Below are 25,715 nucleotides of genomic sequence, written 5' to 3'. Positions count from 1 at the left end.
ACATCGATCGGACCAAGCGTCGTGTTGGTGGTGGCGCGCGCGAACCGGCCAGGGGGAAGTTCGAGCGACCCGAAGCAATCGACATTTCGCCATGGCTGACGGCTCCACAACGTGACCTTACGTCGACCGGGCCTTATCGGATAGCCGGTGTCGGGCTGACTGAACAGGCCATGCCATCCGGCGCTCAGGAAGTCCTCATGGGCCTCGGGACAACAGATGATTTCAGAGCCGGTCTCTTCAAGCCTCGCCCGGATTTCTGCGCCCTGCCAAGAATTTGAGCGGTGCCATTGGGCATTCCAACACGCTACCCTCATGGTCGACCGGGCGATTTTGCCGCCAGTGCCCAAATCCCGCGAGCCGGGCTGGCAACGGTGCCTTCCCTCGCCAGAGTGAACCGTGCCCAGCGCACATTTTTCTCGAACAGATTTTCGCCGTCTGTCGTAGTTCCGTGAATGTCCGCAGCAGGAACCGTCTCATTCCTGCGGATCCAGTCGTATACGGATGCAGGTCTGGAGGGCCCGAGAGCGACAAGCGCGTTGACGACCCATTTGCAGTAGGTCTGGCGAGAGGCGGCGCTCATGGTCTCGTCTCCGCCCCATTGGGTCTCGTAATGCCTGCCTTCCGCCCGCGCTTCATCTTGGGAGCCGTGCCGCGCTCGGCCCTGATCCGCTCCAGCAACACGCTGGCGGGTTCGTCGGCGGGGTCTTGCGGCACGAGTTCGCCCCGGAACGCCTTGGCGAGCACGGACTGGTCGAGCCGGTCGATCAGCCTGCGGGCGCTCGTTGCCTCGGAGGCGAGGCGGTCGATCCATGCAAATGCAACGTCGATGCGACGAATGATTTCATTCTGTTCGTCCAGCCCGGTGAGCTTGATCGGCAGTTGCTCGATCTGCGTACTGTTGATGTTGTTCACGCCGCTGGTTGACTTCGCCAGACCCTCGATGACCGAGCGCATGGGGGTGGATTGAAGCCAAAGGTGTGCGAAGCGCGGCAACACCGTTTCGGTATCGGGCCGGAGGCGGATCAGATACCCTGCAAACAGCATCCCTGCGGCTGCTTCATTCACGACTGCACACCGCCCAACCAGACCAAGACTACCGTTCGACCGGATCACCAGAAGGTCACCCTCTTGTAGCCGCAACTTCCGCAATTCCGCAGCCTCGAAGTCGGCAGACTTTAGGTCATCAAGCGCGATCTCGCCCTTCTGTACGTTCGGGATACGGAGGACAGGTGTGGAACCCGCGTCATAGTCGCACTTCTTCGCAGTGCCATAGCGGACGTCGGTCACGACATCTCCGATTAGCCCCATCTGGTAGAGCGCAGTAACACCTCGCTCCGCCCGCCACTCCCTTGTCAACTCCCCCCTGAACGCCGCTGCCAGCACGGCCTGCTTGTACTTCTCGACGAGGCGGGGGATGTGGTCGAGGTGCTCGCGGGCGCGTCTGGATTTGTCGGTGAGGCTGTCGATCTTCGCCACGATCCGCCGCTGCTCGGGAAGCGGTGGCAGAGCAATATGAAACGCCTTCACTTCAGGGAAATAGATCGTGGTATGGGTCGAACCCTCGCCAAAACGCCGGATGTCGGCTCCCTCAGCAAGGAGTGCCTGCATTAAGAAATCGGGTTCGAGGGCGTCGGTGCACGTCCACGCGACGAAATCCTGACTCGTGGCCATGTCACGGCCCATCTTCACCACGTAGCCCACGGAAGCAGTGCGAGACAAACAGATTGTGTCCTTCGGCAGGAGCCGGGCGGACGAGTTGTTCAGCCCGAGTTGATTGATGCGTTGGAGCGTATCGTCGATGACGCCGCCGTGGTGTGCCCCGGCATCGCGTATTCCGATCCATGGAACATCACCACCCCAGTATTCTGGGTGCTTCCGGCTCGGCGTATGTCCGGTTCCTAACTCGGCGATAGCAGTCAGGGGTGTCCATGCCCAGCCGGACGGAAGGGCGGTATTCGGGTCACCAACCGAGATCGCGGCACGACCAGGGATTACTGCATCCGACGCCGCTCGACCACTCATTCTGCCGCCTCCGCTATGGCGGCGGCCTCTTCGACGCTGTCCGGCTCGATCTCCTCCGACAGCGCCTCGATCTCATCCAGCGCGGCCTTGAGGTGGCCGATGATGGCGGCAGCGATGTCCTCGGGTTCGGTCAGCGCCTCCTCGGCTTCGGCCTCGGTGTCGCGCAGCCAAGCGATGTCGAGGTTGTCGTTGCGGGCGCTGATCGCCTCGCGGCTGAACGTCCGCCAGCGGCCTTCCTCGCCTTGGTCCTTCCGCTCAGCCCTGCCGTTCGGATCGGAGCCATAAGCAATCTCGAACTCGGCAAAATCGGCAACGGTCAGCGGGCGGGTCTTGCCGAAGGCGGGCATGTTGGCCCTCATGTCGTAAACCCACGCGGCCTTGGTGTTGCCCTTGTCGGTCTTGCCGCGCTGGAAGAACAGCACGTTGGTCTTGACCCCCTGTGCATAGAAGATGCCGATCGGCAGCCGCAGGATCGTATGCAGGTTGCAAAGGTCCATCAGCCACGTGCGCAGGCGACGGCCCGTGTTGTCCTCGAACAGCACGTTGTCCGGCACGACCACGGCTGCGCGGCCGCCGGGCTTCAGGGCGCGGACGATATGCTCGACGAAGGCAAGCTGCTTGTTCGACGTGTCCGCCGTCACCGAGAAGTCGGAACGGGTCGGGCGACCGCCGCCCTTCTTGGTGCCGAATGGCGGGTTGGTCAGGATCAGGTCGCCCTTGGGCAGCCCCTCGCCATCCGGCGACAGCGTGTCGACCAGCTCCACGCCGCCCTCGATGCCGTGCAAAAGCAGGTTCATCATGCAGAGCCGATGCGTGTCCGGCACAAGCTCCGCGCCGACGAAGGCGCTGTGACGCTGGAAAAAGGCTTGCGCCTCCGGCAGCTTGTAGAGATCGTCAGTGTGATCCTTGATATAGCGGTCGGCGGCGACGAGGAAGCCCGCCGTGCCCGCCGCCGGGTCTTGCACCGTCTCGCCCGCTTGCGGCTGCATGAGCCGCACGATGCAGTCGATGAGCGGACGAGGCGTAAAATACTGGCCTGCGCCGGACTTCTTGTCGGCCGCGTTCTTCTCCAGCAGGCCCTCGTACATCTTGCCCAGCCCTTCCTCGCGGGCGGAGAACCAGTCGAGCTGGTCGATGTTTGAGGTCAGCGCCTTGAGGTTGGTCGGCTTGCGCAGGCGGGTTTGGGCATCGGTGAAGATCGCGGCGACGAGGCCGTCCCTTGCCTTGCCAAGGTCGAGGAGCATGGCCTTGTAGTAGTTGAGTTGCTCCATGCCCTCGCGCTTGGCGAGCATGCCCCAGCGATAACCATCCGGCAGGCGGTTCTCGCGTCCGGTCTCCTCCAGCATTTTCAGGAAAAGCAGATAGGTAAGCTCGGTCACGTACTCGTTGTAGGTGACTCCGTCGTCGCGGAGCACGTTGCACAGGCCCCAAAGCTTGGCGACGATGTCGGTCGTGCTGGTCATCACGCAGTCTTCTTCCACATTTCTTCGTTGATCCCGGCCAGGATAGCCTCAAGCTCGCCGCCGAACACCTTGTTGAGCCGGTTGAAGCCTCCATCGGCGATAAAGGGTTCCTTGTCGATGGCCTGGCGGTCAACGACGACCTCTTTCTCGATCTGCTCGCCAATGCGCTTCAGCCACCGCTTCTGCGGTTCCGTCCACTGGCGGCTGGCCGTGATCGAGCGCATGGCCGCCCTGACGCGATCCTCATACGGCACGAGTGGATCGCCGATGGCAGCCTGCCGCACGAAGCCGATGATCGACGCGGCAATTTCCTCGTTCCTGGCGTCCGCCCATGCCCGGCGCAGGTTCGCCTCCGAGTAGCCCTTGCGGTCGAGAGCCAGCCGAAGCTCCTTCAGGTCGGCACGGGTCAGGTCGCGCGGACGCTGCACCACGAGCTTCAAGGCGGCGATGGCGTTGATGTTGTCGCGTACGAAGGCGGCAAAACTAACGAGAAAGTCCTCCGGCTTTTGGGCCTCGCCATAGCCTCGGGTAACCGCCACGACCTCGTCGGCATGATGCGAGATCGGGATGTAGCGCGGGCTCTCGCCATCTGCCTGCCAGTCGAGGATCGGCCCGATGGCAGCACGACCCTTCAGCCACCCCGCAAGGTCGGAGGCGTTGCCCGAGAGAAGGCGCTGTAACATTGCCTCGGGCGTTTCGCCCGCCACGGCCTCGAACCGCTGCCGAGCCTCGTCGGGCAGCTTCTTCAGCCGCCGCCGCAGCTTGACCGCGATCTGCTCGCGGATCGTCTCGCGCTGGGCGTCGTCGGTCGCCCCGATCAACTCGCCGACAAGCTGCTCGAAGCCGATCGATGGATTGACCACGACCGGCTTCATGTCGGTGAAGTTCTGGAGATGCGGATAGAGGTCTACGGCGTCGAAGATGCGGAACACCTCCTTGCCGATCTCATCGCAGCGGCGGGTCGCCCGCCCGATCATCTGCTCGTAGAGGATGCGGCTGTTGACCCGGCGCAGGAAGACGAGATTGACGATCTTCGGCACGTCGATGCCGGTGGTGAGCAGATCGACGGTGACCGCGATCTTGGGATTGGCGTCGTTGCGGAACGAGCGGATCAGCGTCTGCACCTTGTCCACGCTGCCGGTGATCTTCCTGACCGCCGCGTCGTCAATCTCGCCATAGGCGTCGGCGAACGCCTCCTTGATGGCGCTGACCACGATGTCGGCATGGGCGTCGGTGGCGGCAAAGACCAGGGTCTTGCCGCCAAGCTCGGGGTCGATGTGCTTGGCCAATTCCTCGGCGACGACGCGGTTGAACTCCGGCGTGATGACCTGCTTGTTGAACTGCTCGACCTCGAAATGGATTTCGTCGGGCAGGATGGCCGTGTCGATCTCGCCGGTGGCCGGTGCCAGATACTCGACCTGCTCGCCTTCCGAGAAGCCGATGCCGGACCGGGCAAGCGCGGTCTCGATCCTGACCGGCGGCTCGTGGTCGATGAGAAAACCGTCGATGACCGCTTCCCGATACGAGTAGCGGAAGATCGGCTCGCCGAAGATGTCAGTGGTGTGCAGCGCGGGCGTGGCGGTCAGGCCGATCTTCACAGCGTCAAAATATTCCAGCACGCGCCGGTACTTCGAGATGTAGTCGTCCTGGCCCCGGAAGCTCAGTTCCTGATCGGACATCTCGCGATCGAGGAGGTAGCCGCGGTGACATTCGTCTATGACCATGAGATCATACTGATCGACGGACGGCGTTTCGGACGTGTCTGCGGCATACAGCACTCGCTTCACCAGTCCTTGGATCGTGCAGATGTGGACCTTGGTCTCCGCTTCGGGCGTCACGTCCTCCAGCCCCTTCAGTCCAAAGATTTCGGCGAAGGTCTTTCCCGACACGACCTTGGTGGTGGAGAACTCGCCTTCCGTTTGAATGCCAAGAGCAGAACGGTCCACGACAAAGCAGATGCGGCGGAACCGTTTTGCCGACAGCAGGCGGTAGAGCAGCGCAATGGCGAGCTTGGTCTTGCCCGTGCCGGTCGCCATCGCCACCAGCATGGACCGCTGCTCGTCTGACAGCGCCGTCTCGACTGCACGGATGGCTGCCTCCTGATAGTGCCGGAGCGGGAAGCCGAACTCGAATGGCTGGGTCTTCAACGCCGCGTCTGCCGCGTCTTGATCGACCTCCAGCAGGCCGCTCAGGCCTTCCGGCGTCGGCCAGTTGACCAGTGCTCGACGGTGATTGGCGCTGCGACGCGTGTCGCGGAACCAGATGCCGCTCTCGGTCTCGATCTGCTTGAGGTAGGACCGGCCATTGGCGGCGAAGACGAACGGGACGCGATGTTCGCCCCATGGTCCGCCGGCGAACAAGAAGTCTTCGGTAGCCTTGATCCCGCCGGAGTATCGTTCCGACTGGTCGATTGCGGCAGAGATGTTTTTGCGCTTGCGTTTGGCCTCGACCACGCCGACCAGCACCATACCGACGAAGAGTGCGTAGTCAGCGGGGCCGTTGGCGGTCAGCCACTCGGCTATCGCCATGTTGCGACCCTTTGCGGGACGAATACCCGAACCATGGCGCAGGGTCTTGGTGTCAGCTTCCCAACCGTTGTCCCGTAGCTGCTGGTCGATCAGGGCACGGGTCTCGGCCTCGTCCAGATCGAGCTTGGCGGCGGCCTCCTCGCCGCGCTCCACGAACTCGATAAACTCAGCACGGGGTGCAGCCTCCGCCTCGGCCTGCAAGCTCGCCAGCTTGGCTGCAATAGCCATCTTCTCTGCTTCGGTCTCCTGAGCAAGCTGCTCCCATGCCGCCCGTTCCTCGGCTTCGCGTCGCAGCCGATCTCCGATCGTCTCGCGAGCACGAGCATGTTCCACCGCCTCACGACGGGCAGCGGCGGCAGCGTCCTCGCTCTCCACAACCTTTCGGCGCAGGGCCTCGATTTCCTCGCGCAGCTGAGCCGTGGCATCAACTGGCTCGGGCGGCGGGATGAATGCACCGTGGCTGAAGTTGGGCTGCCTGCCGTAGGTGCGATGGAACCAGACGCCGAGCGACCGGGCGAACTTCAGCGCCGTCAGAGCATTGTCGTGGCTGCCTCTGGCCTCATGCACAGCGACGTTGCCGAGCTTGCGGAGGGCATGGAAGATGTCGGCGACTTCTCGCGGGATGATCCGGTCGTAGGCCAGTCGCCGCAGCATCTCCTCGAACGTCTCGCGCTCGTCGCGATAGGCACCGTGCCTGGCCGCTATCAACTTGGCGGTCAGCTCGGCGAACTGCCGGAGCTTGACGATAGCCGTCGAGGGATCATCGCGGAAGTATCGTTCCGCGAGACCGCCCAGCGTCACCAGCCGTTTGTCGTAAACGCCAAGAAAGGCGAAATTGCTCGCCGACCCCACTGCCCCTCCATGGTCGAGATCATACCGGACAGTGTCACAGAAAGAGAAAACAAAGTCTAACGCGGGGTCGCCGCAGGTTCGTTCATAGGCTCCGATAGGTGGGTATTACCGCACGTTAGGGACTGGTTCCCGCAAGCTGTGTTCTCGAACGTCCATCATGCTATACGCCGCTGAGGAATTGATCGGCAGCGGGCGCGGCGACTTGGAACGGACAGCATGATTGCCGCGAGTATTCTCTTCAACCAAGAGAAGCCGTATCCGGTCGCTTATTCAATGGCGCTGCGACTTGTCGGCGGTGTGCACTCATGATCCGCCAGTCGAGGATCGCTCCCATCGTGATGCTGAAGGAGAGCCTCGGCGTGGCCGAGCTTTTCGGCAGCCCTATGTCCATGAACGCCATGAAGGTGCTGATGTACATTCGCGATCATCACGGCATCGCGCTCACCAAGTCCGGTGCGTTCTATCGCAAATTCGTTACTTGGGCAGCGGCGGATTTCTGCTGGCCCGGCTATGAGGCCGAGCAGTTGTACGCCGTAAACAAGGTTCTGAACGAACCGGACTTCCTTCCACTCGCGATAATGCACGAGCTTCTGATCGGCGCACGACTGATCCGCCGCTACAAGGGCAAGGCGCTGCTGTCACCGGCAGGGAAACGGATCGTCGGCGATTACGGTGCATTGCAAGCCGAGCTATTCGATGCTTTCTTTATCGCTTTAGATCATTGGAGCTACGAGCGGTTTTCCATCGAGTATGACGATGCCGACATCGTGCATTTCCTCGGCGTGGTGCAGAGCAGGCTCGATGACTGGGTGCCGCTCACGGAATTGGCGGGCTGGTGCCTGCCGCTCGACCTCATCACCAGCTATCGGTTCAGCCCGGTGAAGGATGCGAGCTTTTACCTGTTCTCCCGCCTGATCCGCCCGCTGCTCTGGCTCGGTATGATCGAGCAGCATCCCGACGATGACCGACGGGTCATGATCGAGGATCGGCGCTACCGCATGACGCCTCTCTATGATCGCTTTCTAAGCTTCAGGATAATCGGGGATGGAGGCTGGACGATCCATTGAGGCCGCCGAGCCACTGCATTGTCAGAAAGATCGGCGGGTCGCTCAAACTACTCGCTTAAATCCACCTAGCTGTGAGCTTTGAATGGGCTTGGCAAATCAGATCGTCAGGAAAGATGAAAGCCGTGACGGTCGCCCGGCACGAAGGACGATGGAGGCCTCGGAGCCCTTATCATATCACCACGAAACTCGAAAATTTTTCCGGAGCGTGTGTGAGACCATAGCGCGCGTGACATCCTCAATTTCCCAGAAAATGGTATACTCCTTGCCGCTTGACACAATTAGAGCCTCCATTCAGCCCTCCAGAGGTCACCTGATCAGAGTGAGGGGCAGCGCCTGGAGAACGCGAGCCGGAGGTTTTTCAGAAAGCCGACGGAATGATCCCGCCATTGCGTTGCCACTGGAGTCATTTCGCCAGATGAAAGGGCATCCTCAGGCCCAGGCTGCGGACCGTGTGGTCTAACCGTGACTATCTGGTCAAGGCTGACGCCCTTCGCAGCACCCTGGCTGGGCGCCGTGTGCCCGAATGTCAGGTATAATATTCTGCACCACCGGGGGTCGGCTACTTCGCGCTCGGGACGGCCTGCATGACAACGTGCGGGTTCGGTTCGACCAGAATGCTGCGATATGGATTGGCGGGAACGCAGTCCCAGGGTTGGGATCGTGATCATCGGGCCTTCGCGGTCCTGATCCGAGCACCTGGGCGGAAGTGTATGGGATACCGGGCCTGTAGGCTGGTCCCGTCGGCTCGACTAGGATGCGATGCGCTCGGATACCTGTTGACTCGTCAACGGAGGGTGAACGATGTCCCACAACCGCGTCTTCCGCGCACGGGCAGCGTGCTATTACTACGGGCTTTCCGGCGTTTTCCCCATGGGGAGAGGCGTCGGGGAACGTCATCAAGGCCAGACCTCGCCGTGAATTGGCGAGCGATCGGGTCCGACCCCCTCTGGTCATCCCTTCTTAAAGTACCAAAAATCACGTGAGGAGGCCGCCCTAAGCGGCTTATTGCACACAGCAAAAGCAAATTGGCACGCTTCTTGCTTCTCTATAATAAATATCCCTTTTACTCCTTCCCTCTCTTCGCGTAGAGGCGGGTATAAGAGAAAAATTTAAAAACAAATCTGGGTTGTTAAGGCCGTTCAAAGTGTATGGGATATTGAAAGCTCAAGGAAGATCGATTTCGCTTTTCCTCGCGTGACCCACACCACGGTCTGACACCGCACCAGCACGGTCCCCAGCCGTAGCCATGCTGCGCCCAGCCCTGGCTCTCCCTCGTTTCCCCCACAGGGGAAGCCGACCCTATCCCCTCCGCCCTTCACCGGAGACTTGAACCATGGCCCTCTTGCGTGGACATCGAACCAATTTCGCTCGCGCCGCCGCGCGCAACAGTGACCTCGTGCTTATGGAGTGCCAGGACGCCACCACGGGCGAATACCGGGCGGTGACCCGTGAGGCCCCCACCCGGCTCCTACACCACCCCGCTGCAGTTAGACTACGAACAAGCTGACCGACCTTTCTGCCCGCTCACAGCGCCCCTTCAGGTGATAGTCCAGGCCAAGGAGGCGGTCTATGGCCTAGCTCTGACCGCCGCACTCCGTGTGATCATCATGCTCAGCAGACACGGCAATTCGGCGCATATGGCGCCAAGACTCCAGCCGCACTCTTGACGCGAGCGATCGAGGATCCATCGGAACTATCCGTGCTGTTTGACTGACATCCCGCGTCATGCCACGTCGGGCAATCTCATGCTTGGCATTTGTGGGGGGATGGATGGACGTGTTTCCCGAGCGGTCATCCCGCACCTCGGGCCTGGCCCACCCTCCCATTGTAGCAAGTCAGTCAGTCCCTATCTTCAGTGTCGACAACCGGAACCGGTACCAAATGGTTCGACGCGTTTCTGCAGGTGCAGAAACGGCTCGGGCAGTTCGATATGGTTCTGTTTGAGCAGGCTGGCAGCCTCGAAAAGAGCTTCCATCGTGGTGTGCAGGAAGGGCATCTCTTCGTCAGCATGGTGCAGATCGAGTTCCGTCGAAAGCTCGTGGACAAGCCGAACGATCACGGCAGAGGCGATAGGGTCGAGAGGCATGAGTGGTTTATCCTGATTTTATACTGATTTCGTTATTTTTCTACTATATATGATATGTCTTGGCGATTGCAAGACGGGAAGGGAGAAAAAATACGGTCATGACGCACGCGCGAAATTGGGAGGCCGATCTCAGCAATCTCATTAAGGCCGAGTTGAAGCGGCAGGGAATGAGTTACGCGGAACTCGTCTCGAAATTGGCAGCGATTGGCGTGGTGGAGCGTGAGGCGAACATTGCCAACAAGCTTGCTAGGGGACGATTTTCAGCAGTGTTCCTGGCGCAAGTTCTCAATGCGATCGGCTCGGACCGCCTTCGGCTCGACTAGCGCCCGGCACGTCGAAGTTGCACCTCGTGCCGTGGCAAAAGAGGCACGCCAGCGCGCTTGCCAGATTGAGGCGCCGTCGTGACGCCGCACACTTTCTACACACGACAAACGCGGCCCTGCGTGGGAAGTTGTGCCGTATGTGACGAGACGGGCTCCAGACTAGCACGCGACGTTTAAAGGCCGTTTTGCCCAGTGCGACAATGGGTTGCAGCAAATTGCGGGAAAAGTCATGTGCACGTGCGATATACGTGTCGGTCGTGCTTGCGTTGAGACCTAAAGTCGGCATAAGGAGCCGTCATAGAGTTGTGCTGGACACATTTTTGGTTACAGACTCCACTAACTCGAAGTCGTTAGGGGCGTCACTAGTCAAGAAGAGTGCAGTAAGAACAGGTACTTAGCAGATCGCGGAGTGTAGCGCAGCCTGGTAGCGCACCTGATTTGGGATCAGGGGGTCGCAGGTTCGAATCCTGCCACTCCGACCAGCGGCAGCATGCATGAGGGAACCGATGTCAGCGCGCATTTTCAGCCCCGCCAAGACCGCCATGCAGTCCGGCACGGCCAAGACCGGCTACTGGGTACTCGAATTCGATCCGGAAACGCCGCGCAAGATCGACCCGCTGATGGGCTACACCACCTCCTCCGACATGAAGAGCCAGATCCGGCTGACCTTCAACACGCGCGAGGAAGCGGTGGCTTACGCCGAGAAGCATGGCCTCGCCTATCGCGTGCAGGAGCCCAAGGAAGCCAAGCGGCGGCAGATTTCCTATGCGGAGAATTTCCGCTATGACCGCAAGATACCCTGGACGCATTGACGGGAGAGTTTCGCAGTACCCGTGCGGCTGCGCCCAGGCATGACGGTCCCGTAGCTCAGCTGGATAGAGCACCGGCCTTCTAAGCCGATGGTCGCAGGTTCGAATCCTGCCGGGATCGCCAAATTAGTTCTCTTTTTCAATGAGTTATAGCGTCGCTCCGGCACGCTCATCTCCCGAACATCCTTTGCCGCTCGTAGCGCGCGAAAATCTCCGCCCACGCCTTGCGCTCGAAGGCATAGTCCATCCTCCGGCCGCCCTCCACGATGCGCACCATCCAGCCGCGTTCGGCTGGCCTCACGAACACCCGGTCGGCGCTGAAATCGAGGATGTCGGCCATGTCGGTCTCCCTTCGGCTTCGGAATCAATGACGCAGGGCGGCAGCGGTTCCCGGAACCCGTGGCGCGGACACCCGTTAGTCGGGCACGACATGGAGGTTCCGATGAGCGAAGCGACCACCACCACTGACCACGCCGAAATCAGGAAATGGACCGAGGAGCGCGACGGCAAACCCGCCGTTGTCCGCACGGGCGGCAGCGGCGGCGTGCTGCGGATCGATTTCGGTGAGAAGGAGGAGAATTTCGACCATATCGGATGGGACGAGTTCTTCGACATCTTCGACAAGAACCGGCTGGCTTTCCTGCACCAGGACAAGACCGGCGACGGCAAGCCGAGCCGCTTCAACAAGTTCGTCGACCGCTAGGAGGAAGCGATGGTGATCCGTCTCGTTATCGCCGGCGCCGCCTTCTATGCGGCCTACCGGATAGGCAAGGAATTTTTGAACGCCGTCCCGTCCGACTTCGAGCCGGTGCCCGAGGCCCCGCGCCGGCCGGCACGGGCCGGCAGCAATGGTCGCAAGCCGGCAGCCAAGCGTCGAACGGCCCCGCGCGCCGCATCCCGCTCAGCCCGCACGAGCTGAGCTTTGCCGGCCGGCGGCCTTACGCCTTGAGCATCCAGGCGTGCTCGGGCGCGTTGTGGAACTTCCACGTGCGCGTCGGGCCGGCCATGACGTTGAGATAATACAGGTTGTAACCGTGGCAGGCCGCGCAGGGGTGATAGCCCTCGGGCACAAGGACGATGTCGCCGTCCTCCACCGTCATCGTTTCGTCAAGCGAGCGCCTGCCGTCCGCGTCGGCATCGGTATAGACGCGCTGGAAGGCAAAACCCTGCGGCGGGTTGATGCGGTGGTAATAGGTCTCCTCCAGGTAGGATTCGGTCGGGAGGTCGTCCCGGTCGTGCTTGTGCGGGGGATAGCTGGAGGTGTGGCCGCCCGGCGTGATCACCTCGACCACCAGCAGCGAATCGGCCGGCTCGCCCTCCGGCAGGATGTTGGTGACATAGCGCGTGTTGGTGCCCTTGCCGCGCACCTCCTGGCTGACATCGTCGGGGCCGACGACACGGGCCGGAAGGCCGCCGCCCAGGCTTGGCGCCAGCAAGACGGCAAGCTCGAGATCCGTCTCGGCCGTGACCGACCAGTCGCAGTCCTGCGGCACGTAGAGCGACCACGGCTTGCCGTCGAAGGGCGACATGCGCTCGCCGAGCAGACCGAAATCCCGGCCTTGGGCAGTCGCCCGGCCGCGGCCGCTGACGAACACCAGGCACGCCTCCTGCCCGGCCGTTTCGGCGGAAACGGTGTCTCCCGGCCGGAGCCGGTGCAACTCGAAGCCGACATAGCGCCAGCCGGCGCTTTCCGGCGTGACTTTGGCGAGCAGACCGTTGCCGGCCTTCGGCCTGACCAGGAGTTTCGACATCACTCCTTCCTTTCTTCCGTCGGCCCGTCCACGGGCGCCTTGTAGGAAATGAGAAAAATCCAGGCGCCGTAGACCGCCATGCCGGCGGCCAGCGTGCCCCAGAAGGTCTCGCCGTTGGAGAACTCCCAGACCGCCCAGGCGGCGCAGAAGACCACCAGCGCGACGCGGCGCCAGAGGGGGCGGAGGAAAGGGTGGTCGGTGTCTTTGGTCATCAAGGCCTGCCATCGGATCGAGAAGGTCGCGCCGTCCCTTCTAGCGCATCGATTCGATCCGCGGATAACTTAATCCCGAAGGCGGAACGGCCGGCCTCAATCCCCAATCGCCTGGCGCTCCAGTGCCTGCTCATAGTCGCGCCTGCGCGCGACCACCTGCTCGCGCGCGCTCACTTCCGGCACCGCGACGTCCCACCAGGCGCCGCCTTCGTCGGTCGATACCAGCGGGTCGGTGTCGATCACCACGACGGTGGTGCGGTCGTTGCCCCGCGCCTTGGCCAACGCCACCTCCAGGCCGGCGATCGATGCCACCTTCTCCGAGATCGCACCCAGGCTCGCGGCATGGGCGGCGAAGTCGATGTCGGGCAAGATCTCGTGGCGGGTGTCGCCCAGCAGGTTGTTGAAGCTGGCGCCGCCGGTCGCCATCTGCAGCCGGTTGATGCAGCCGAAGCCGCGATTGTCGAGCAGCACGACGATCAGCTTCAATCCAAGCATGACCGAGGTGGCGAGTTCGGAATTCAGCATCAGGTAGGAGCCGTCGCCGACCATGACGACCACCTCCTGCGCCGGCTTCGCCATCTTGACGCCGAGCCCGCCGGCGATCTCGTAGCCCATGGTCGAATAGCCGTATTCGGCGTGATAGGAGCCGGGGGAGCCGGCGCGCCAGAGCTTGTGCAGCTCGCCGGGCAGGCCGCCGGCCGCGTGCAGCAGGACGACCTCCTCGCCGAGCGCGCGCTGCACCGCGCCGATCACCTGCGCGTCCGACGGCAGCGGAACGTTGGTCGAGGCGGTGACGCGCTCGACCACGGAACGCCAGTCCGCCTTCCCCTGCTTCGCCGTTTCGACCCAGCCGCCAGGCGCCTTCCAGCCCTCCAGGGCATCGGCCAGCGCGTCCAGGCCTTCGGCGGCATCGGCCACCAGCGGCAGCGCCCGGTGCTTGCCGGCATCGAAAGGCTGCACGTTGAGGCCGACGATCGCCTTGCTGTCGCGCTTGAACAGCGCCCAGGAGCCGGTGGTGAAGTCCTGGAGGCGGGTGCCGACGGCCAGCACCAGATCGGCTTCGGCGGCCAGACGGTTGGCCGCCGTGGTACCCGTGACGCCGAGGGCCGCCATATTGAGCGGATGGCTGTCGGGCAGCGACGATTTTCCGCCCTGCGTCTCGCCGACCGGAATGCCGAATTTTTCGGCGAAGGCGGCGAGCTTTTGCGATGCGCCGGAATAGAGCACGCCGCCGCCGGCAATGATCAGCGGCTTTTGCGCCCGCTTCAGCGCCGCGACGGCGGCCTCCAGCTCGCGCCGGTCGGGCCGCGGACGACGCGGCAGCCACAGGCGCTCGGCGAAGAAGCTTTCCGGATAGTCATAAGCCTCCGCCTGCACGTCCTGGCAGAGCGCCAGCGTCACCGGCCCGCACTCCGCCGGATCGGTCAGCACCTGCATCGTGCGGCCGAGCGCCGTGATGATCTGCTCGGGCCGGGTGATGCGGTCGAAATAGCGCGACACCGGCCGCAGGCAGTCGTTGGCCGAGACGGTGCCGTCGCCGAAATCCTCTACCTGCTGCAGAACCGGATCGGGCCTGCGGTTGGCGAAGACGTCGCCGGGCAACAGCAGCAGCGGCAGGCGGTTTACGTGGGCCAGCGCACAGGCCGTCACCAGATTGGTCGCGCCCGGGCCGATCGAGGTGGTCGCAGCCATCATGCGGCGGCGGAAATGTGCCTTGGCGAAGGCGATCGCCGCATGCGCCATGGCCTGCTCGTTGTGGGCGCGGAAGGTGGGGAGGCTGTCGCGCTGCTGATAGAGCGCCTCGCCCATGCCGGCGACATTGCCATGACCGAAGATCGCCCATACCCCGCCGAACAGCGGCACCTTGCTGCCGTCGATTTCGGTCATCTGGGCGGCAAGGTAGCGCGTCAGCGCCTGCGCCATGGTGAGGCGGATGGTTTTGCTCATGTCTTTTCCTCCCGTGCCGTCTCGAAGCGAGCGACGAAGATAGGCTAGGCGGCCCCGCCGCCACAAAGTCGGTCTGCTACGCCGCCTTCCGCTCGCGCTGCGAAAGCCAGGCCTCGGTCAGCCGCCCGAAACGCCCGGCCATCTCGTCGATAGCTTCTTCGTCGCTGATCCTTCCGGCCAGCCAGCGCTCGGCGGAAGCGGCGAAGATCGTGCGGCCGACGGCAAAGCCCTTCACCACCGGGACGTCGGCAACGGCGGCGAACGCCTGCATGAGGTCTTCCTCCGGCGCCTCCAGTCCGAGCAGCACGACACCGCGGCAATAGGGATCGTTGCGCTCGATCGTCGCGCCGATCCCCCGCCACGCGGCAGCGGAGACCTGCGGCTCCAGCTTCCACCAGTCGGGCCTGATGCCGAGCCCGTAAAGTTCCTCCAGCGCGCGCGGAACGGTATCCTCGGCAAGCGGCCCGTGCTTTCCGGCGATGATCTCGACCAGCAGTTCGCGGCCAACCCTGCGGGCGGCGTCCGAGAGCGCCCGCAGCTTGTCCTGCTGTTCGGCCTTCAGTTCGGCCGGGTCGTCGGGATGATAGAAGCACAGGCATTTGATGCAATGGTCGACCGGCCATTCGACCAGCTGCGAGCCCAGATCCTGGCTGAATTCGAAGCGCAGCGGCCGCGAGCCGGGCAGCTCTACCGGTCGGCCGAGCCAGCTGAAGGGATGGCGGGCGAACTCGAACATGGCGTCGCGGCCATGCTTCTCGTCGATCAGCATGCCGTAGCCTTCCCGTCCGGCCGCGACTCGCGCGGCGGCCTTCACAGCCAGTACCTTGAATTGCCCGATCTTCTCCGGCGCGGCTCCCGCCGCCTCGGCGGCAGCTTCGAGCTGGCCCCGATGGTCGACGGCCAGCGCCATCAGTGATGGAATGTGCTTGCGGCGGGTGGTGGCGCGGTGGATGTGGCTGATCGTCTCGTCCTTGCGCAGCGCCCGATGCGGACTGCCATGCTCCAGGAAATACCGCAGCTCGGCCCAGGTCGGATATTCGGGCGAGCACAGCAGCCGCGAGACCGCGAAGGCGCCGCAGGCATTGGCCCAGGTCGCGGCGGTCTCCAGGCTCTCGCCGCCCAGCCAGCCGCGCAGGAAGCCGGACATGAAGGCATCGCCGGCGCCGAGCACGTTGAACACCTCGATCGGAAAACCCTTCCCGACGATGCCGTCCTCCAGGTCGTCGCTGATCTCCCCGTCATAGACGATGCAGCCCATCGCACCGCGCTTCAGCACCACGGTCGCCGGCGAAACGGCGCGGATCGCCCGCAATGCGGAGAGAACGTCGTCGGCGCCGGAGGCGATCATGATCTCCTCCTCGGTGCCGACGATCAGGTCGCAGTCCGGCAGCACCGTCCTCAGCCGGGCCGAGACGCGGTCGGATTTCACATAGCGTTCGAAGCCGGCGGCATGGCCGGCAAGCCCCCACAGGTTCGGACGGTAGTCGATGTCGAAGACCACCTTGCGGCCATGCGCCTTGGCGATGCGGATCGCCTTGCGCTGGGCCGCCTCGGTATTTTCCCGCGAGAAATGCGTGCCCGTGACCACGATCGCGCGGGCGGAGGCGACGAAGGCCTCGTCGACGTCTCGCTCGTCGAGCGCCATGTCGGCACAGTCGGAGCGGTAGAAGATCATCGGCGAGACGCCCTCCTCCTCCACCGCCAGCAGAACCAGAGCCGTCAGGCGATCCCTGTCGGAGACGAGGCCATCCACCGAAACGCCCTCGCGGCAAAACTGCTCGCGCACGAAACGGCCCATCTGCTCGTCGCCCACGCGCGACAGCAGCGCCGAGCGCAGGCCGAGACGCGCCGTGCCGATTGCGATGTTGGCCGGGCAGCCGCCGACCGACTTGGCGAAGGAAGCAATGTCCTCGAGACGCGAGCCGATCTGCTGGCCATAAAGATCGACCGAGACGCGGCCGATCGTGATGACGTCCAGGGCGGCCTGGTCCTGCGGATTCGCCATGATCGCCTCCGGTTCGCTCAGCCGTCCCTGCCTCACCAACAGAATGAAACGATAACTCCCTAGTCAAGTCAACATGGAATTTATATTCCATTGCAGCAGAGGCCCCACGCGAGGGCGCCCAGCCAGGCGGCCCGTTGGACTCGTGACGGCTGGTGACCAAGGCGATGCGCCGGACGGGGCGGCTGGTCGAGAATGGCTCCGCGACCGCGTTGCGATCGGGTCCGGTCTGCCGGCTTTGTCCACGCGGATCGCTGCTGGACATCGCGCCGACGCGGACAACATCGACACGACTTATTCCATGCCGAGGAGAAGCGGACAGAGCGCGGTTCGCCACCGGCTGCCGCTAAAGCCTGAGCCGGGAATTACCGGCAATGCAGGCTCGGCCGGCGGCGGCCGCGCCGATCGGCAGGACCGCCGTCCGGAGGAGCCGACTGCCGGATGTTTAGATACCCGGCTCCGCGCGGCCGTGCTCCATCTCCGCCAGCGCTTCCGCCGCCAGCGCGCGGGTGATGCGCGACTTGCGCTCCAGGGCGATGGCGTCGAGCCGGCCGACGATACGGATGGCCGCCGACAGCGAGCGCTCGATGCGCCGTTCCAGGAACTGCACGACGCTGGGCTCCACCTCCACCTGGCGGTCGGCGAAGAGTTTCGTGATGACGCCGGCGAGCAACTGGTCGTCGGGCTCATGGATTTCGACCACGGTCGCCGCCTTGAGCCGCGAGGCGAGGTCGGGGAGCGTCACGCTCCATGCCGAGGGGAAGCGCGGCGCGGTGAGCAGCAGATGACCGCCGCCGGCGCGCACGCGGTTGATCAGGTGGAACAGCCCGGTCTGGTCGAGGCGCGGCGTGTCGGCGTCCTCCACGAGGAACTCCAGCCTCGCCTCGCGCGTGCCCGCCTCGGCGACGGCTTCGGCGCTGAGCGGCGCGGCGGCGGCGCGCTCGCGCCAGATCGCGGCCAGATGCGACTTGCCCGACCCCGGCGGGCCGGCGAGCACGACCACGGGCGACGGCCAGTCGGGCCAGCGTTCCACCAGTACGAGGGCGTCGCGGTTGGCGGCGGAGACGACGAGGTCGTCGCGGCTGAGGCCGGCGACGTGGCCGAGATCGAGCGGCAATTGCCGCGGGCGGTCGGGCATGGGCATGTCTTTCACGCGCCCCGAAGGGCGGCGGCGGGAACGAGGGCGACCATGGCCAGGCTAGTCCACGGGTTCGGACCTGCCGGCACGCACAGGCGGCGCCTCGTCCTGCGAGTGGCCGACATAAAGCGGCGAATCGAGGTAGCGCGAGATGGCGAAGCGCACCAGCACGGCGATCGCCGCCGCGCTCGGCACGGCGATCAGCAGACCGACGAAGCCGAACAGCGCGCCGAAGGCGAACAGCGCGAACATCAGCCATACTGGATGCAGGCCGACGCTCTTGCCGACCAGCCGCGGCTGCAGGATGTTGCCCTCGATGAACTGGCCGATGAAGAAGACGACGGCCACCGCCAGGATCATCAGCCAGTCCGGCCAGAACTGCACGAAGGCGACGCCGATCGAAAGCGTCAGGCCGACCAGCGAGCCGACATAGGGAATGAAGCTGATCAGTCCTGCGAACAGGCCGATCAGGATGCCGAAATTCAGTCCGGTCAAGGTAAGGCCGACGGCATACATGATGCCGAGCACCAGGCAGAGCGTGCCCTGCCCGCGCACGAAGCCTGCCGTCGCAGCGTTGATATCGGCAAATATCTGGCGGACCGTGCCGACGTGGTCGCGCGGAACCCAGCTGTCCACCTTGGCGACCATGCGGTCCCAGTCGAGCAGCATGTAGAACGCCACGACCGGCGTCACCACGAACAGGCCGGCGACGCTGACCAGCGCCATGCCCGAGCTCCAGATCGAGGTGAAGATGGTGGTCACGAAGCCGGCGCCGGAAGCGAGCAGCGAATTCAGGCCCTCGCGCAGGTCGTCTGCGCTGACGCCGAAGCGGCGTTCCAGCCACTGCGGGTCGAAGCTGGTGATGAGCGCCTGCAGGCGGCTCAGATATTCCGGCGCCTTGGCGGCGAAGTCCGAGAGCTGCGAGGCGAGCAGCGGCACCAGGATCACCAGAGCGATCACCAGCACGAGGACGAAGGTGATCAGGATGACGATGGTCGCCATGAGGCGCGACAGGCCGAGCCGCTGCAGCCTGTCGGCAACCGGATCGAGGAAATAGGCGAGCACCATGCCGGCGACGAAGGGCAGCAGTATCTCGCTGAAGATGTAGAGGAACAGCGCGACGATTACGGCGGCGATGATCCAGAACCGTATCTGGCGCTGGAGCGTGCCCGACGGTGCTTCCCCGGCGGGAGCCTCAGCGCTGCGTTGTCGTGCTTTCGCCATAGCCGTTCATGTGCCTCAGCCACGCGACGAGATAGGCCGCTGCGGAAGCGACGGTCAAGAGGCCGCAGAGATAGACGAGGCCGTCGAGCGGCCAGCCGAAATCGGTCCGGAAGGCGAGTTCGGCGAGGACCACGATCACCAGCACGATCTGCAGCGCCGTGTTGGCCTTGGAGACCAGCAGCGGCTTCATCTCCACCGGTCGCGCCATCACGGAGGACAGGATGACCGCGGTGACGATCAGCGCGTCGCGGGTTACGGCCGCGATCACCAGCCACAGCGGCAGCTCGCCCATCATCCCGAGCACGACGAAGACGCTGACCAGAAGCAGCTTGTCGGCGACCGGGTCGAGATAGGCACCGAACTCGCTGCGCTGGTTGAACTGCCGCGCGATGAAGCCGTCGACGGCGTCGGAGACGCCGGCGATGACAAAACCCGCGAAGGCCCAGTCCATGCGCCCCGACAGCATGGCGTATACGACGCCCGGCACCAGCAGAAAACGCAGGATGGTGATCAGGTTCGGGATGGTCACGAACCGTTTCTCCCCAAATCATTCCATTGGCATACATGGTCGAGAGGCCGGCAACCCGCAAGTGCCAGAAGCCGCGCTTGCACTGGCCGCCTTGCGAGGCGATACGGTTCATGCGAAGAGCCGGGTCTGCGAACAGCCGGGAAGCAAGCGATGAGCGGGCAGAAAAACGGGCTCACCTATGCCCAGGCCGGCGTCGACATCGACGCCGGCAACGACATGGTGGAGCGGATCAAGCCGCTGGTGCGGTCGACCCGGCGCCCCGGCGCCGACGGCGAAATCGGCGGCTTCGGCGGCCTCTTCGATCTGAAGGCCGCCGGCTTCACCGATCCCGTGCTGGTCGCCGCCAATGACGGTGTCGGCACCAAGCTGAAGATCGCCATCGATTCAGGCAGGCACGACACGATCGGCATCGACCTCGTCGCCATGTGCGTCAACGATCTCGTCGTCCAGGGTGCCGAGCCGCTGTTCTTCCTCGACTATTTCGCCACCGGCAAGCTCGATCCCGACCAGGGGACCGCGATCGTCGCCGGCATCGCCGACGGCTGCCGGCAGGCCGGCTGCGCGCTGATCGGCGGCGAGACGGCCGAGATGCCCGGCATGTATCACGGCAGCGACTACGATCTCGCCGGCTTCGCCGTCGGAGCTGCCGAGCGCGGCCAGCTGCTGCCCACCGACGACATCGTCGAGGCCGACGTGTTGCTCGGCCTCGCCTCCTCCGGCGCCCATTCCAACGGCTTTTCGCTGATCCGCCGCATCGTCGATATGTCCGGCCTCGGCTGGGGCGATCCCGCGCCGTTCGCCGACGGAGCCAGCCTCGGCGAGGCGCTGCTGGAGCCGACGCGCATCTATGTGAAGCCGATCCTCAAGGCTGTCCGGGGCACGCACGGCATCAAGGCCCTGGCGCACATCACCGGTGGCGGCTTTCCCGACAACATCCCGCGCGTGCTGCCGAAGGATTTTTCGGCCGAGCTCGACCTCGCCTCGATCGACGTGCCGCCGGTGTTCTCCTGGCTGGCCAAGACCGGCGGCGTGGCACCGGAGGAGATGATGCGCACCTTCAATTGCGGCATCGGCATGATCGCCGTCGTGGCCGCCGGGCAGGCTGCACAGGTCGCGGCGGTGCTCCAGGAAGCCGGCGAGACGGTGACGCCGATCGGCCGCATCGTGCCGAGGCGCGACGCCGGCGTCATCTACCGGGGATCGCTCGACCTATGACCCGCAAGCGCGTCGCCATCCTGATCTCCGGACGCGGTTCGAACATGGCGGCGCTGATCGCCGCCGCGAAGGAGGCCGACTTCCCCGCCGAAATCGTCGGCGTCATTTCCGACAAGGCGGACGCTGCCGGCCTGCTCGTTGCCGAGGCCGCCGGCATCCCGATCCGGGTCGTGCCCCGATCCGACTATTCCGGCAAGGAAGCGCATGATCAGGCGATCGATGCGACGCTGCATGCCTTCGGTACCGAGATCGTCTGCCTGGCCGGCTACATGCGGCTCCTGACCGACGCCTTCGTCGCCGAATGGCAGGGCAGGATGATCAACATCCACCCGGCGCTGCTGCCGCTGTTCAGGGGCCTCGACACGCATCGCAAGGCGCTGGCAGCGGGCGTGCGTATCCATGGCTGCACCGTGCATTTCGTGACGGCGGAGATGGATGGCGGGCCGATCATAGCGCAGGCGGCCGTGCCGGTGCTGCCGGGCGACGACGCCGACACGCTGGCTGTTCGGGTGCTGAAGGCCGAGCATCGCCTCTATCCGCGGGCATTGAAGCTGGTCGCCGAGGGCAAGGCCCGGATGGTGAGCGGCGCGACCGTGTTCGATCCCTCCACGCCGGTTGTCTCGGAGACGGCCGCGCTCGATTCCCTGGTAGCGTCGGCCGGCCAGATCGACCTGGAGGCGCTGGCACGGTTCACGCCGTGAGCATGGAATCGCGATCCACCAGGCGCGAGGTCATGAGGCATCCCTGATGAATCTCCGCGGACCACTCGGCTATCTGCTTTTTCCGCTGTCGGTGCTGAGGCTGGTCTCGGGCTACAAATCCTTCGCCGATCCGCTGATCGGAGACGCCGGCCTCAACCGGCGGGGGCTGCATGTCTGGCGGATGCGCCTTGCGCATCGCATCGCCGACATGCGGCGTGCCCGGCTGGCAAGGCTCGTGCCGGAGGTCGATCGGGCCTTCTTTGCCGAACACGGTTTCGTCGAAAAGCGCAACCTCCTCCAGGAAACCGACTATGCCGCGCTGGTCGAGGAAATCCGCGTGCTCACGGCACCCGCCCGCGACATGATCGAGGGCAACGCCGTGACCCGGCGCATCGCGGTGACGCCGGCAGTCCTGGCGCGGGCGCCGCATCTGCGCCTGCTGCTCGAATCGGCCGAGTGGCGCGGTCTCACCCGCTATATCGGCGGCTTCAACGCCGAGCCGATCGTCTGCATCCAGACGATCTTCGCACTGTCAGGCGGGTCCAGGTCCGACCCTCAGACGAAGCTGCACATGGACACATTCCACCCGACGATGAAGGCCTGGTTCTTCCTCCATGGCGTCGAGCCGGATCAGGGACCGTTCACTTACGTGCCCGGCTCGCATCGGCCGACGAAGCGGCGTCAGGCCTGGCACAAGCGCCGGAGCGTGCTCGCGTCTCGGAAGGTCACCAAGGGAGGCGCATTCCGCGTCGCCGACGAACAGCTCCCGATCCTGCGACTGCCGGGCAGGCATGTCTTCGCCGTCCCCGGAAACACGCTGGTGGTGGCCGACACCTTCGGCCTGCATGCACGCGGTCTGTCGCTGCGGCCGTCGACGCGTGTCGAGATCTATGCCTCGATGCGGCCGAACCCGTTCAATCCGCTGACTTTCCTGGACACGGCCCTGCTGCCGTTCGTGCACGGGCGGAAGCTACAGATCGGCTGGTGGATGGAGGACTTTCTCGTAAGCCTGGGCCTGACGCGGCGGATCTGGAAGAAGGTCGGACGTGTCAGTCCGTGGCAGCGTTCCGGAGCCTGATCGGCCGAGGTGCCTCGTTCTGGACGCAGCGAAATGCGCTGCATCAAAGGACAGCTGCATGAAGACGCTGCTGCTGCTTCGCCATGCGAAGTCGAGCTGGGCCGACGACACGCTCGACGATTTCGACCGGCCGCTCGCCCTGCGCGGCATCAAGGCGGCGCCTCGAATGGGGCGCGAACTCACCTGGCGTGACTGGCTGCCGGACGCGGCGCTCGTGTCGCCTGCCCGACGCACCGTGCAGAGCTGGGACCTTGTTGCGGCCGAGCTGCCGGAGACGCCCCAGGTCGAATTCTGCAAAGAACTGTACGAGGCATCGGCGGAGCAGGTGCTGGACGAACTGCGAAAGACGGCCGGAGCGGTCCGCACGCTGCTGGTGCTCGGCCACAATCCCGGGCTAGGTGATCTGGCAAAGCAGCTCGCCGCCCCCGCGTCGGACGCCCTCGCCCTGAAGCAGCTCGATGAGAAATTTCCGACGGCCGCCCTCGCCCGTCTCGTCTTCGATGCAGGGTGGGCAGACCTGCGCCTCGGCACGGCGCGGCTCACCCATTGCCTGCGGCCGAAGGATTTGGACTAGGGGCCTTAGCTGCGAACACTGCGACCAAGCGTGGCCTCACGCCGCCTTGCGCACCCACACCCGGTTGTCGTGGAACGCCGCACCGCCATAGGGCGGCGGCGCGTCCGCGCCGGTCAGCACGTTGATGCCCTCGCCGCGCTCGTGCGCGTCGTTCGGCCAGATGCCTTCAGCGATGACGACGCCGCGGCGCACCCCGTCGAACAGCTTTGCATGCAGCACCACCTCGCCGCGCCGGTTGCCGATCTCGACGCGGTCGCCGCCTTCGAACCCGAGCGCCGCGGCGTCCTCCGGGTGGACCAGCAGCTCCGGCCGGCCCTCGCGCTGGCGCGAACCGGGCGTCTCGGTGAAGCTGGAATTGAGGAAGGAGCGCGCCGGCGAGGTCGCCAGGCGGAACGGGTGCCCGGCGTCCGGAACCTCGATCAGTTCGACATGGTCGGGGAATTCCGGAAGCCGCGCCACATCGCCCTGGATGCCGATGCTCCTCGGCGGCCGGTTAGGCGCGACCGTGCCGGTCCAGTCCGGCCGGAACCGGAATTTTCCGTCGGCGTGGCCAAAACCCTTCAGGAAATGCGCGGTCTCGAAATCCGGCTGGAGGTCGGCCCAGCGCTCCTCTCGGAAGCTGTCGAACGTGCCCAGCCCCTTCTTTTCCAGCATCACCTCGATGTGCTCGCGCTCGGTCATGCCGAAGCCCGGCAGATGCGCGACGCCGAGCCGTCTGGCCAGTTCCTCGATGACGAAATGGTTGGGGCGCGGCCCTTCCGGCGGCTCGATCAGTTTCGGCCCGAGCGTGACATGCTGGTTGCCGCCGCCCTTGTAGATGTCGTCGTGCTCCAGGAACATGGTGGCCGGCAGCACGACGTCGGCGAGTTTTGCCGTATCGGTCATGAACTGCTCGTGCACGCAGGTGAACAGGTCGTCGCGCAGAAACCCCTTCTTCACCAGCCGCTGCTCGGGGCAGACATTGGCGGGGTTGGTGTTCTGGATCAGCATGGCCGTCACCGGTGGGCCGCCGTTCAGCGCTTCCGGCGCGCCCGTCAGGATCGGGCCGATGCGCGACTGGTCGAGGAAGCGGATGTTCGGGTCGCGCAGCCGCGCGCCGTCCAGCAGCTCGGTGTTGAGCTTCAGCACGCCCGAATTGGAATGGAAGGCGCCGCCGCCCTCATATTGCCAGCAGCCGGTGACGGCGGCGACCGACAGCGCGGCGTGCATGTTCACCGAGCCGTTGCGCTGGCGTGCAAAACCATAGCCGAGGCGGAAGAAGGTTTTCTGCGTCGTGCCGACCAGTTGCGCGAAAGCCTCGATCTCGGCGGCCGAAAGCCCGGTGATCGCCGAAGCCCATTCCGGCGTCCTCGTCCGCAGGTGCTGCTCGAGCCCCCCGGCGTCGTCAGTGTATTTCTCCAGATAGGCGCGATCGGCAAGACCGTCGCGGAACAGCACATGCATGACCGCGCAGGCGAGCGCGCCGTCGGTGCCCGGCCTGACAATCAGGCCCATGTCGGCCTGCTTCACCGTCGGATTGTCGTAGATGTCGACGACCACGATCTTGGCGCCGCGCTCCTTGCGAGCGCGCACGGCATGGGTCATCACGTTGACCTGGGTGACCACCGCGTTGGTGCCCCAAATGACGACACAGTCGGACTTCGCCATCTCGCGCGGATCGGCGCCGCGCAGCGCGCCGGCGCCCATGACCCAGCCGGTCCAGGCGAGATTGGTGCAGATGGTGTCGAAGAAGCCGGAATATTTCTTGGCGTGCCGCAACCGGTGGATGCCGTCGCGCTGCACCAGCCCCATCGTGCCCGCATAATAATAGGGCCAGACGGTCTCGCTGCCGAACTTCGCCTCGGCCGCCTCGAATTTTTCGGCGACCAGATCAAGCGCCGCCTCCCAGCTGGCTTCCTTCCAGGCGCCCTCCCCCTTGGCGCCGGCGCGCACCAGCGGCTTCAGCAGCCGGCTGGGATGATGCACGCGCTCTGCATAGCGCGCCACCTTGGCGCAGATGACGCCAGCCGTGTAGGAATTGTCCTTGGCGCCATGGACGCGGCCGATGGTGCGCTCGTCGATCAGCTCGACGTCGAGCGCGCAGGTCGACGGACAGTCGTGCGGACAGGCCGAATGGCCGATCTTGAGTTTTGCTGACGCGATGCGGGCGTGCTGGTTCATGAAGCGACGCTTAGCAATTTTCTGCAGGCGTGCG

The 25,715-nt window shown here is 64.5% G+C and carries 23 protein-coding genes and 2 tRNA genes; 11 read left to right on the top strand and 14 right to left on the bottom strand.

The genetic code is table 11. The features are described from left to right. Positions 1-310: 310 nt before the first annotated feature. From AC5JDC_RS01830 to hsdR, 4 genes are read right to left on the bottom strand one after another with little or no spacing between them, the layout of a single operon-like run. Positions 311-580, bottom strand: coding sequence for a winged helix-turn-helix domain-containing protein (locus AC5JDC_RS01830; RefSeq protein WP_495838594.1), 270 nt, complete (start codon positions 578-580; stop codon positions 311-313). Beyond that, positions 577-2,022, bottom strand: a complete 1,446-nt coding sequence (locus tag AC5JDC_RS01825) for a restriction endonuclease subunit S (protein WP_495838592.1) — start codon at positions 2,020-2,022, stop codon at positions 577-579. The genes AC5JDC_RS01830 and AC5JDC_RS01825 overlap by 4 nt, the downstream gene beginning before the upstream one ends. Continuing rightward, positions 2,019-3,485: a class I SAM-dependent DNA methyltransferase gene (locus AC5JDC_RS01820; protein ID WP_495838590.1), complete on the bottom strand. Its 1,467-nt coding sequence runs from the start codon at positions 3,483-3,485 to the stop codon at positions 2,019-2,021. The genes AC5JDC_RS01825 and AC5JDC_RS01820 overlap by 4 nt, the downstream gene beginning before the upstream one ends. Next, on the bottom strand, positions 3,485-6,865 hold the full coding sequence (gene hsdR / locus AC5JDC_RS01815; RefSeq protein WP_495838588.1) for a type I restriction-modification system endonuclease: 3,381 nt from the start codon (positions 6,863-6,865) through the stop codon (positions 3,485-3,487). The genes AC5JDC_RS01820 and hsdR overlap by 1 nt, the downstream gene beginning before the upstream one ends. Positions 6,866-7,170: 305 nt before the next feature. Here hsdR and AC5JDC_RS01810 point away from each other — a divergent pair, with 305 nt between their 5' ends. Continuing rightward, the gene (locus AC5JDC_RS01810) at positions 7,171-7,932 is read left to right on the top strand and encodes a hypothetical protein (protein WP_495838586.1); all 762 of its coding nucleotides are present in this window, start codon (positions 7,171-7,173) and stop codon (positions 7,930-7,932) included. A 1,852-nt stretch (positions 7,933-9,784) separates the two neighbouring features. Here AC5JDC_RS01810 and AC5JDC_RS01805 read toward each other — a convergent pair. After that, complete coding sequence (locus AC5JDC_RS01805; protein ID WP_495838584.1) at positions 9,785-10,018, bottom strand: hypothetical protein; 234 nt, start codon at positions 10,016-10,018, stop codon at positions 9,785-9,787. Positions 10,019-10,116: 98 nt separating this feature from the next. Here AC5JDC_RS01805 and AC5JDC_RS01800 point away from each other — a divergent pair, with 98 nt between their 5' ends. From AC5JDC_RS01800 to AC5JDC_RS01785, 4 genes are all read left to right on the top strand, one after another. Beyond that, positions 10,117-10,341 (top strand): DUF6471 domain-containing protein, encoded by a 225-nt coding sequence (locus AC5JDC_RS01800; protein WP_495838582.1) that lies wholly within the window; start codon positions 10,117-10,119, stop codon positions 10,339-10,341. A gap of 405 nt (positions 10,342-10,746) precedes the next feature. Then, a tRNA-Pro gene (locus AC5JDC_RS01795) sits at positions 10,747-10,823 on the top strand. Between the two features lie 24 nt (positions 10,824-10,847). Further along, positions 10,848-11,153: an ETC complex I subunit gene (locus AC5JDC_RS01790; RefSeq protein WP_106772070.1), complete on the top strand. Its 306-nt coding sequence runs from the start codon at positions 10,848-10,850 to the stop codon at positions 11,151-11,153. A 44-nt stretch (positions 11,154-11,197) separates the two neighbouring features. Continuing rightward, positions 11,198-11,274 (top strand) — tRNA-Arg (locus AC5JDC_RS01785). A 45-nt stretch (positions 11,275-11,319) separates the two neighbouring features. On the opposite strand, the gene AC5JDC_RS01780 is transcribed toward AC5JDC_RS01785, so the two are convergent. Further along, positions 11,320-11,490: a hypothetical protein gene (locus AC5JDC_RS01780; RefSeq protein ID WP_165816040.1), complete on the bottom strand. Its 171-nt coding sequence runs from the start codon at positions 11,488-11,490 to the stop codon at positions 11,320-11,322. 102 nt (positions 11,491-11,592) lie between these two features. Here AC5JDC_RS01780 and AC5JDC_RS01775 point away from each other — a divergent pair, with 102 nt between their 5' ends. Then, positions 11,593-11,853, top strand: a complete 261-nt coding sequence (locus AC5JDC_RS01775; RefSeq protein WP_106772069.1) for a hypothetical protein — start codon at positions 11,593-11,595, stop codon at positions 11,851-11,853. A 9-nt stretch (positions 11,854-11,862) separates the two neighbouring features. Beyond that, entirely contained in the window at positions 11,863-12,069 is a 207-nt protein-coding gene (locus AC5JDC_RS01770) for a hypothetical protein (RefSeq protein WP_106772068.1), read from the top strand. A 19-nt stretch (positions 12,070-12,088) separates the two neighbouring features. Here the strand turns inward: AC5JDC_RS01770 and iolB are convergent, their stop codons facing one another. The 7 genes from iolB to AC5JDC_RS01735 form a co-directional block, all read right to left on the bottom strand. Beyond that, positions 12,089-12,901 carry a 5-deoxy-glucuronate isomerase gene (iolB, locus tag AC5JDC_RS01765; RefSeq protein WP_495838578.1) on the bottom strand — a complete coding sequence of 271 codons (813 nt, stop codon included), beginning with the start codon at positions 12,899-12,901 and terminating at the stop codon, positions 12,089-12,091. After that, the gene (locus AC5JDC_RS01760; protein ID WP_495838576.1) at positions 12,901-13,113 is read right to left on the bottom strand and encodes a DUF3329 domain-containing protein; all 213 of its coding nucleotides are present in this window, start codon (positions 13,111-13,113) and stop codon (positions 12,901-12,903) included. Before AC5JDC_RS01760 ends, iolB begins: the two co-directional genes overlap by 1 nt. Positions 13,114-13,209: 96 nt before the next feature. Further along, a complete protein-coding gene (iolD, locus tag AC5JDC_RS01755; RefSeq protein ID WP_495838574.1) occupies positions 13,210-15,060 on the bottom strand; it encodes a 3D-(3,5/4)-trihydroxycyclohexane-1,2-dione acylhydrolase (decyclizing) in 1,851 nt (616 codons plus the stop codon). A 76-nt stretch (positions 15,061-15,136) separates the two neighbouring features. After that, positions 15,137-17,065, bottom strand: a complete 1,929-nt coding sequence (locus AC5JDC_RS01750; RefSeq protein WP_495838572.1) for a bifunctional 5-dehydro-2-deoxygluconokinase/5-dehydro-2-deoxyphosphogluconate aldolase — start codon at positions 17,063-17,065, stop codon at positions 15,137-15,139. A gap of 442 nt (positions 17,066-17,507) precedes the next feature. Next, positions 17,508-18,206, bottom strand: coding sequence for a DnaA regulatory inactivator HdaA (gene hdaA, locus AC5JDC_RS01745; RefSeq protein ID WP_495838570.1), 699 nt, complete (start codon positions 18,204-18,206; stop codon positions 17,508-17,510). 54 nt (positions 18,207-18,260) lie between these two features. Further along, positions 18,261-19,424: an AI-2E family transporter gene (locus AC5JDC_RS01740; RefSeq protein WP_495838568.1), complete on the bottom strand. Its 1,164-nt coding sequence runs from the start codon at positions 19,422-19,424 to the stop codon at positions 18,261-18,263. After that, positions 19,396-19,953 (bottom strand): CDP-alcohol phosphatidyltransferase family protein, encoded by a 558-nt coding sequence (locus tag AC5JDC_RS01735; protein WP_106772061.1) that lies wholly within the window; start codon positions 19,951-19,953, stop codon positions 19,396-19,398. The genes AC5JDC_RS01740 and AC5JDC_RS01735 overlap by 29 nt, the downstream gene beginning before the upstream one ends. Before the next feature lie 150 nt (positions 19,954-20,103). Between AC5JDC_RS01735 and purM the strand changes: the two genes are divergently transcribed. The 4 genes from purM to AC5JDC_RS01715 are packed head-to-tail and all read left to right on the top strand — an operon-like array spanning position 20,104 to position 23,521. After that, positions 20,104-21,168 carry a phosphoribosylformylglycinamidine cyclo-ligase gene (purM, locus tag AC5JDC_RS01730; RefSeq protein ID WP_495838565.1) on the top strand — a complete coding sequence of 355 codons (1,065 nt, stop codon included), beginning with the start codon at positions 20,104-20,106 and terminating at the stop codon, positions 21,166-21,168. Beyond that, positions 21,165-21,869: a phosphoribosylglycinamide formyltransferase gene (gene purN, locus AC5JDC_RS01725; RefSeq protein WP_495838563.1), complete on the top strand. Its 705-nt coding sequence runs from the start codon at positions 21,165-21,167 to the stop codon at positions 21,867-21,869. The genes purM and purN overlap by 4 nt, the downstream gene beginning before the upstream one ends. Before the next feature lie 46 nt (positions 21,870-21,915). Beyond that, the gene (locus AC5JDC_RS01720; protein WP_495838561.1) at positions 21,916-22,947 is read left to right on the top strand and encodes a phytanoyl-CoA dioxygenase family protein; all 1,032 of its coding nucleotides are present in this window, start codon (positions 21,916-21,918) and stop codon (positions 22,945-22,947) included. A 58-nt stretch (positions 22,948-23,005) separates the two neighbouring features. Then, entirely contained in the window at positions 23,006-23,521 is a 516-nt protein-coding gene (locus AC5JDC_RS01715; RefSeq protein WP_495838559.1) for a SixA phosphatase family protein, read from the top strand. A gap of 36 nt (positions 23,522-23,557) precedes the next feature. Here the strand turns inward: AC5JDC_RS01715 and AC5JDC_RS01710 are convergent, their stop codons facing one another. Then, positions 23,558-25,681 carry a molybdopterin-containing oxidoreductase family protein gene (locus AC5JDC_RS01710; RefSeq protein WP_495838558.1) on the bottom strand — a complete coding sequence of 708 codons (2,124 nt, stop codon included), beginning with the start codon at positions 25,679-25,681 and terminating at the stop codon, positions 23,558-23,560. Between the last annotated feature and the right edge of the window lie 34 nt (positions 25,682-25,715).

The organism is Kumtagia sp., assembly GCF_059502445.1.
This window is presented reverse-complemented; position numbering and strand designations above follow the sequence as displayed.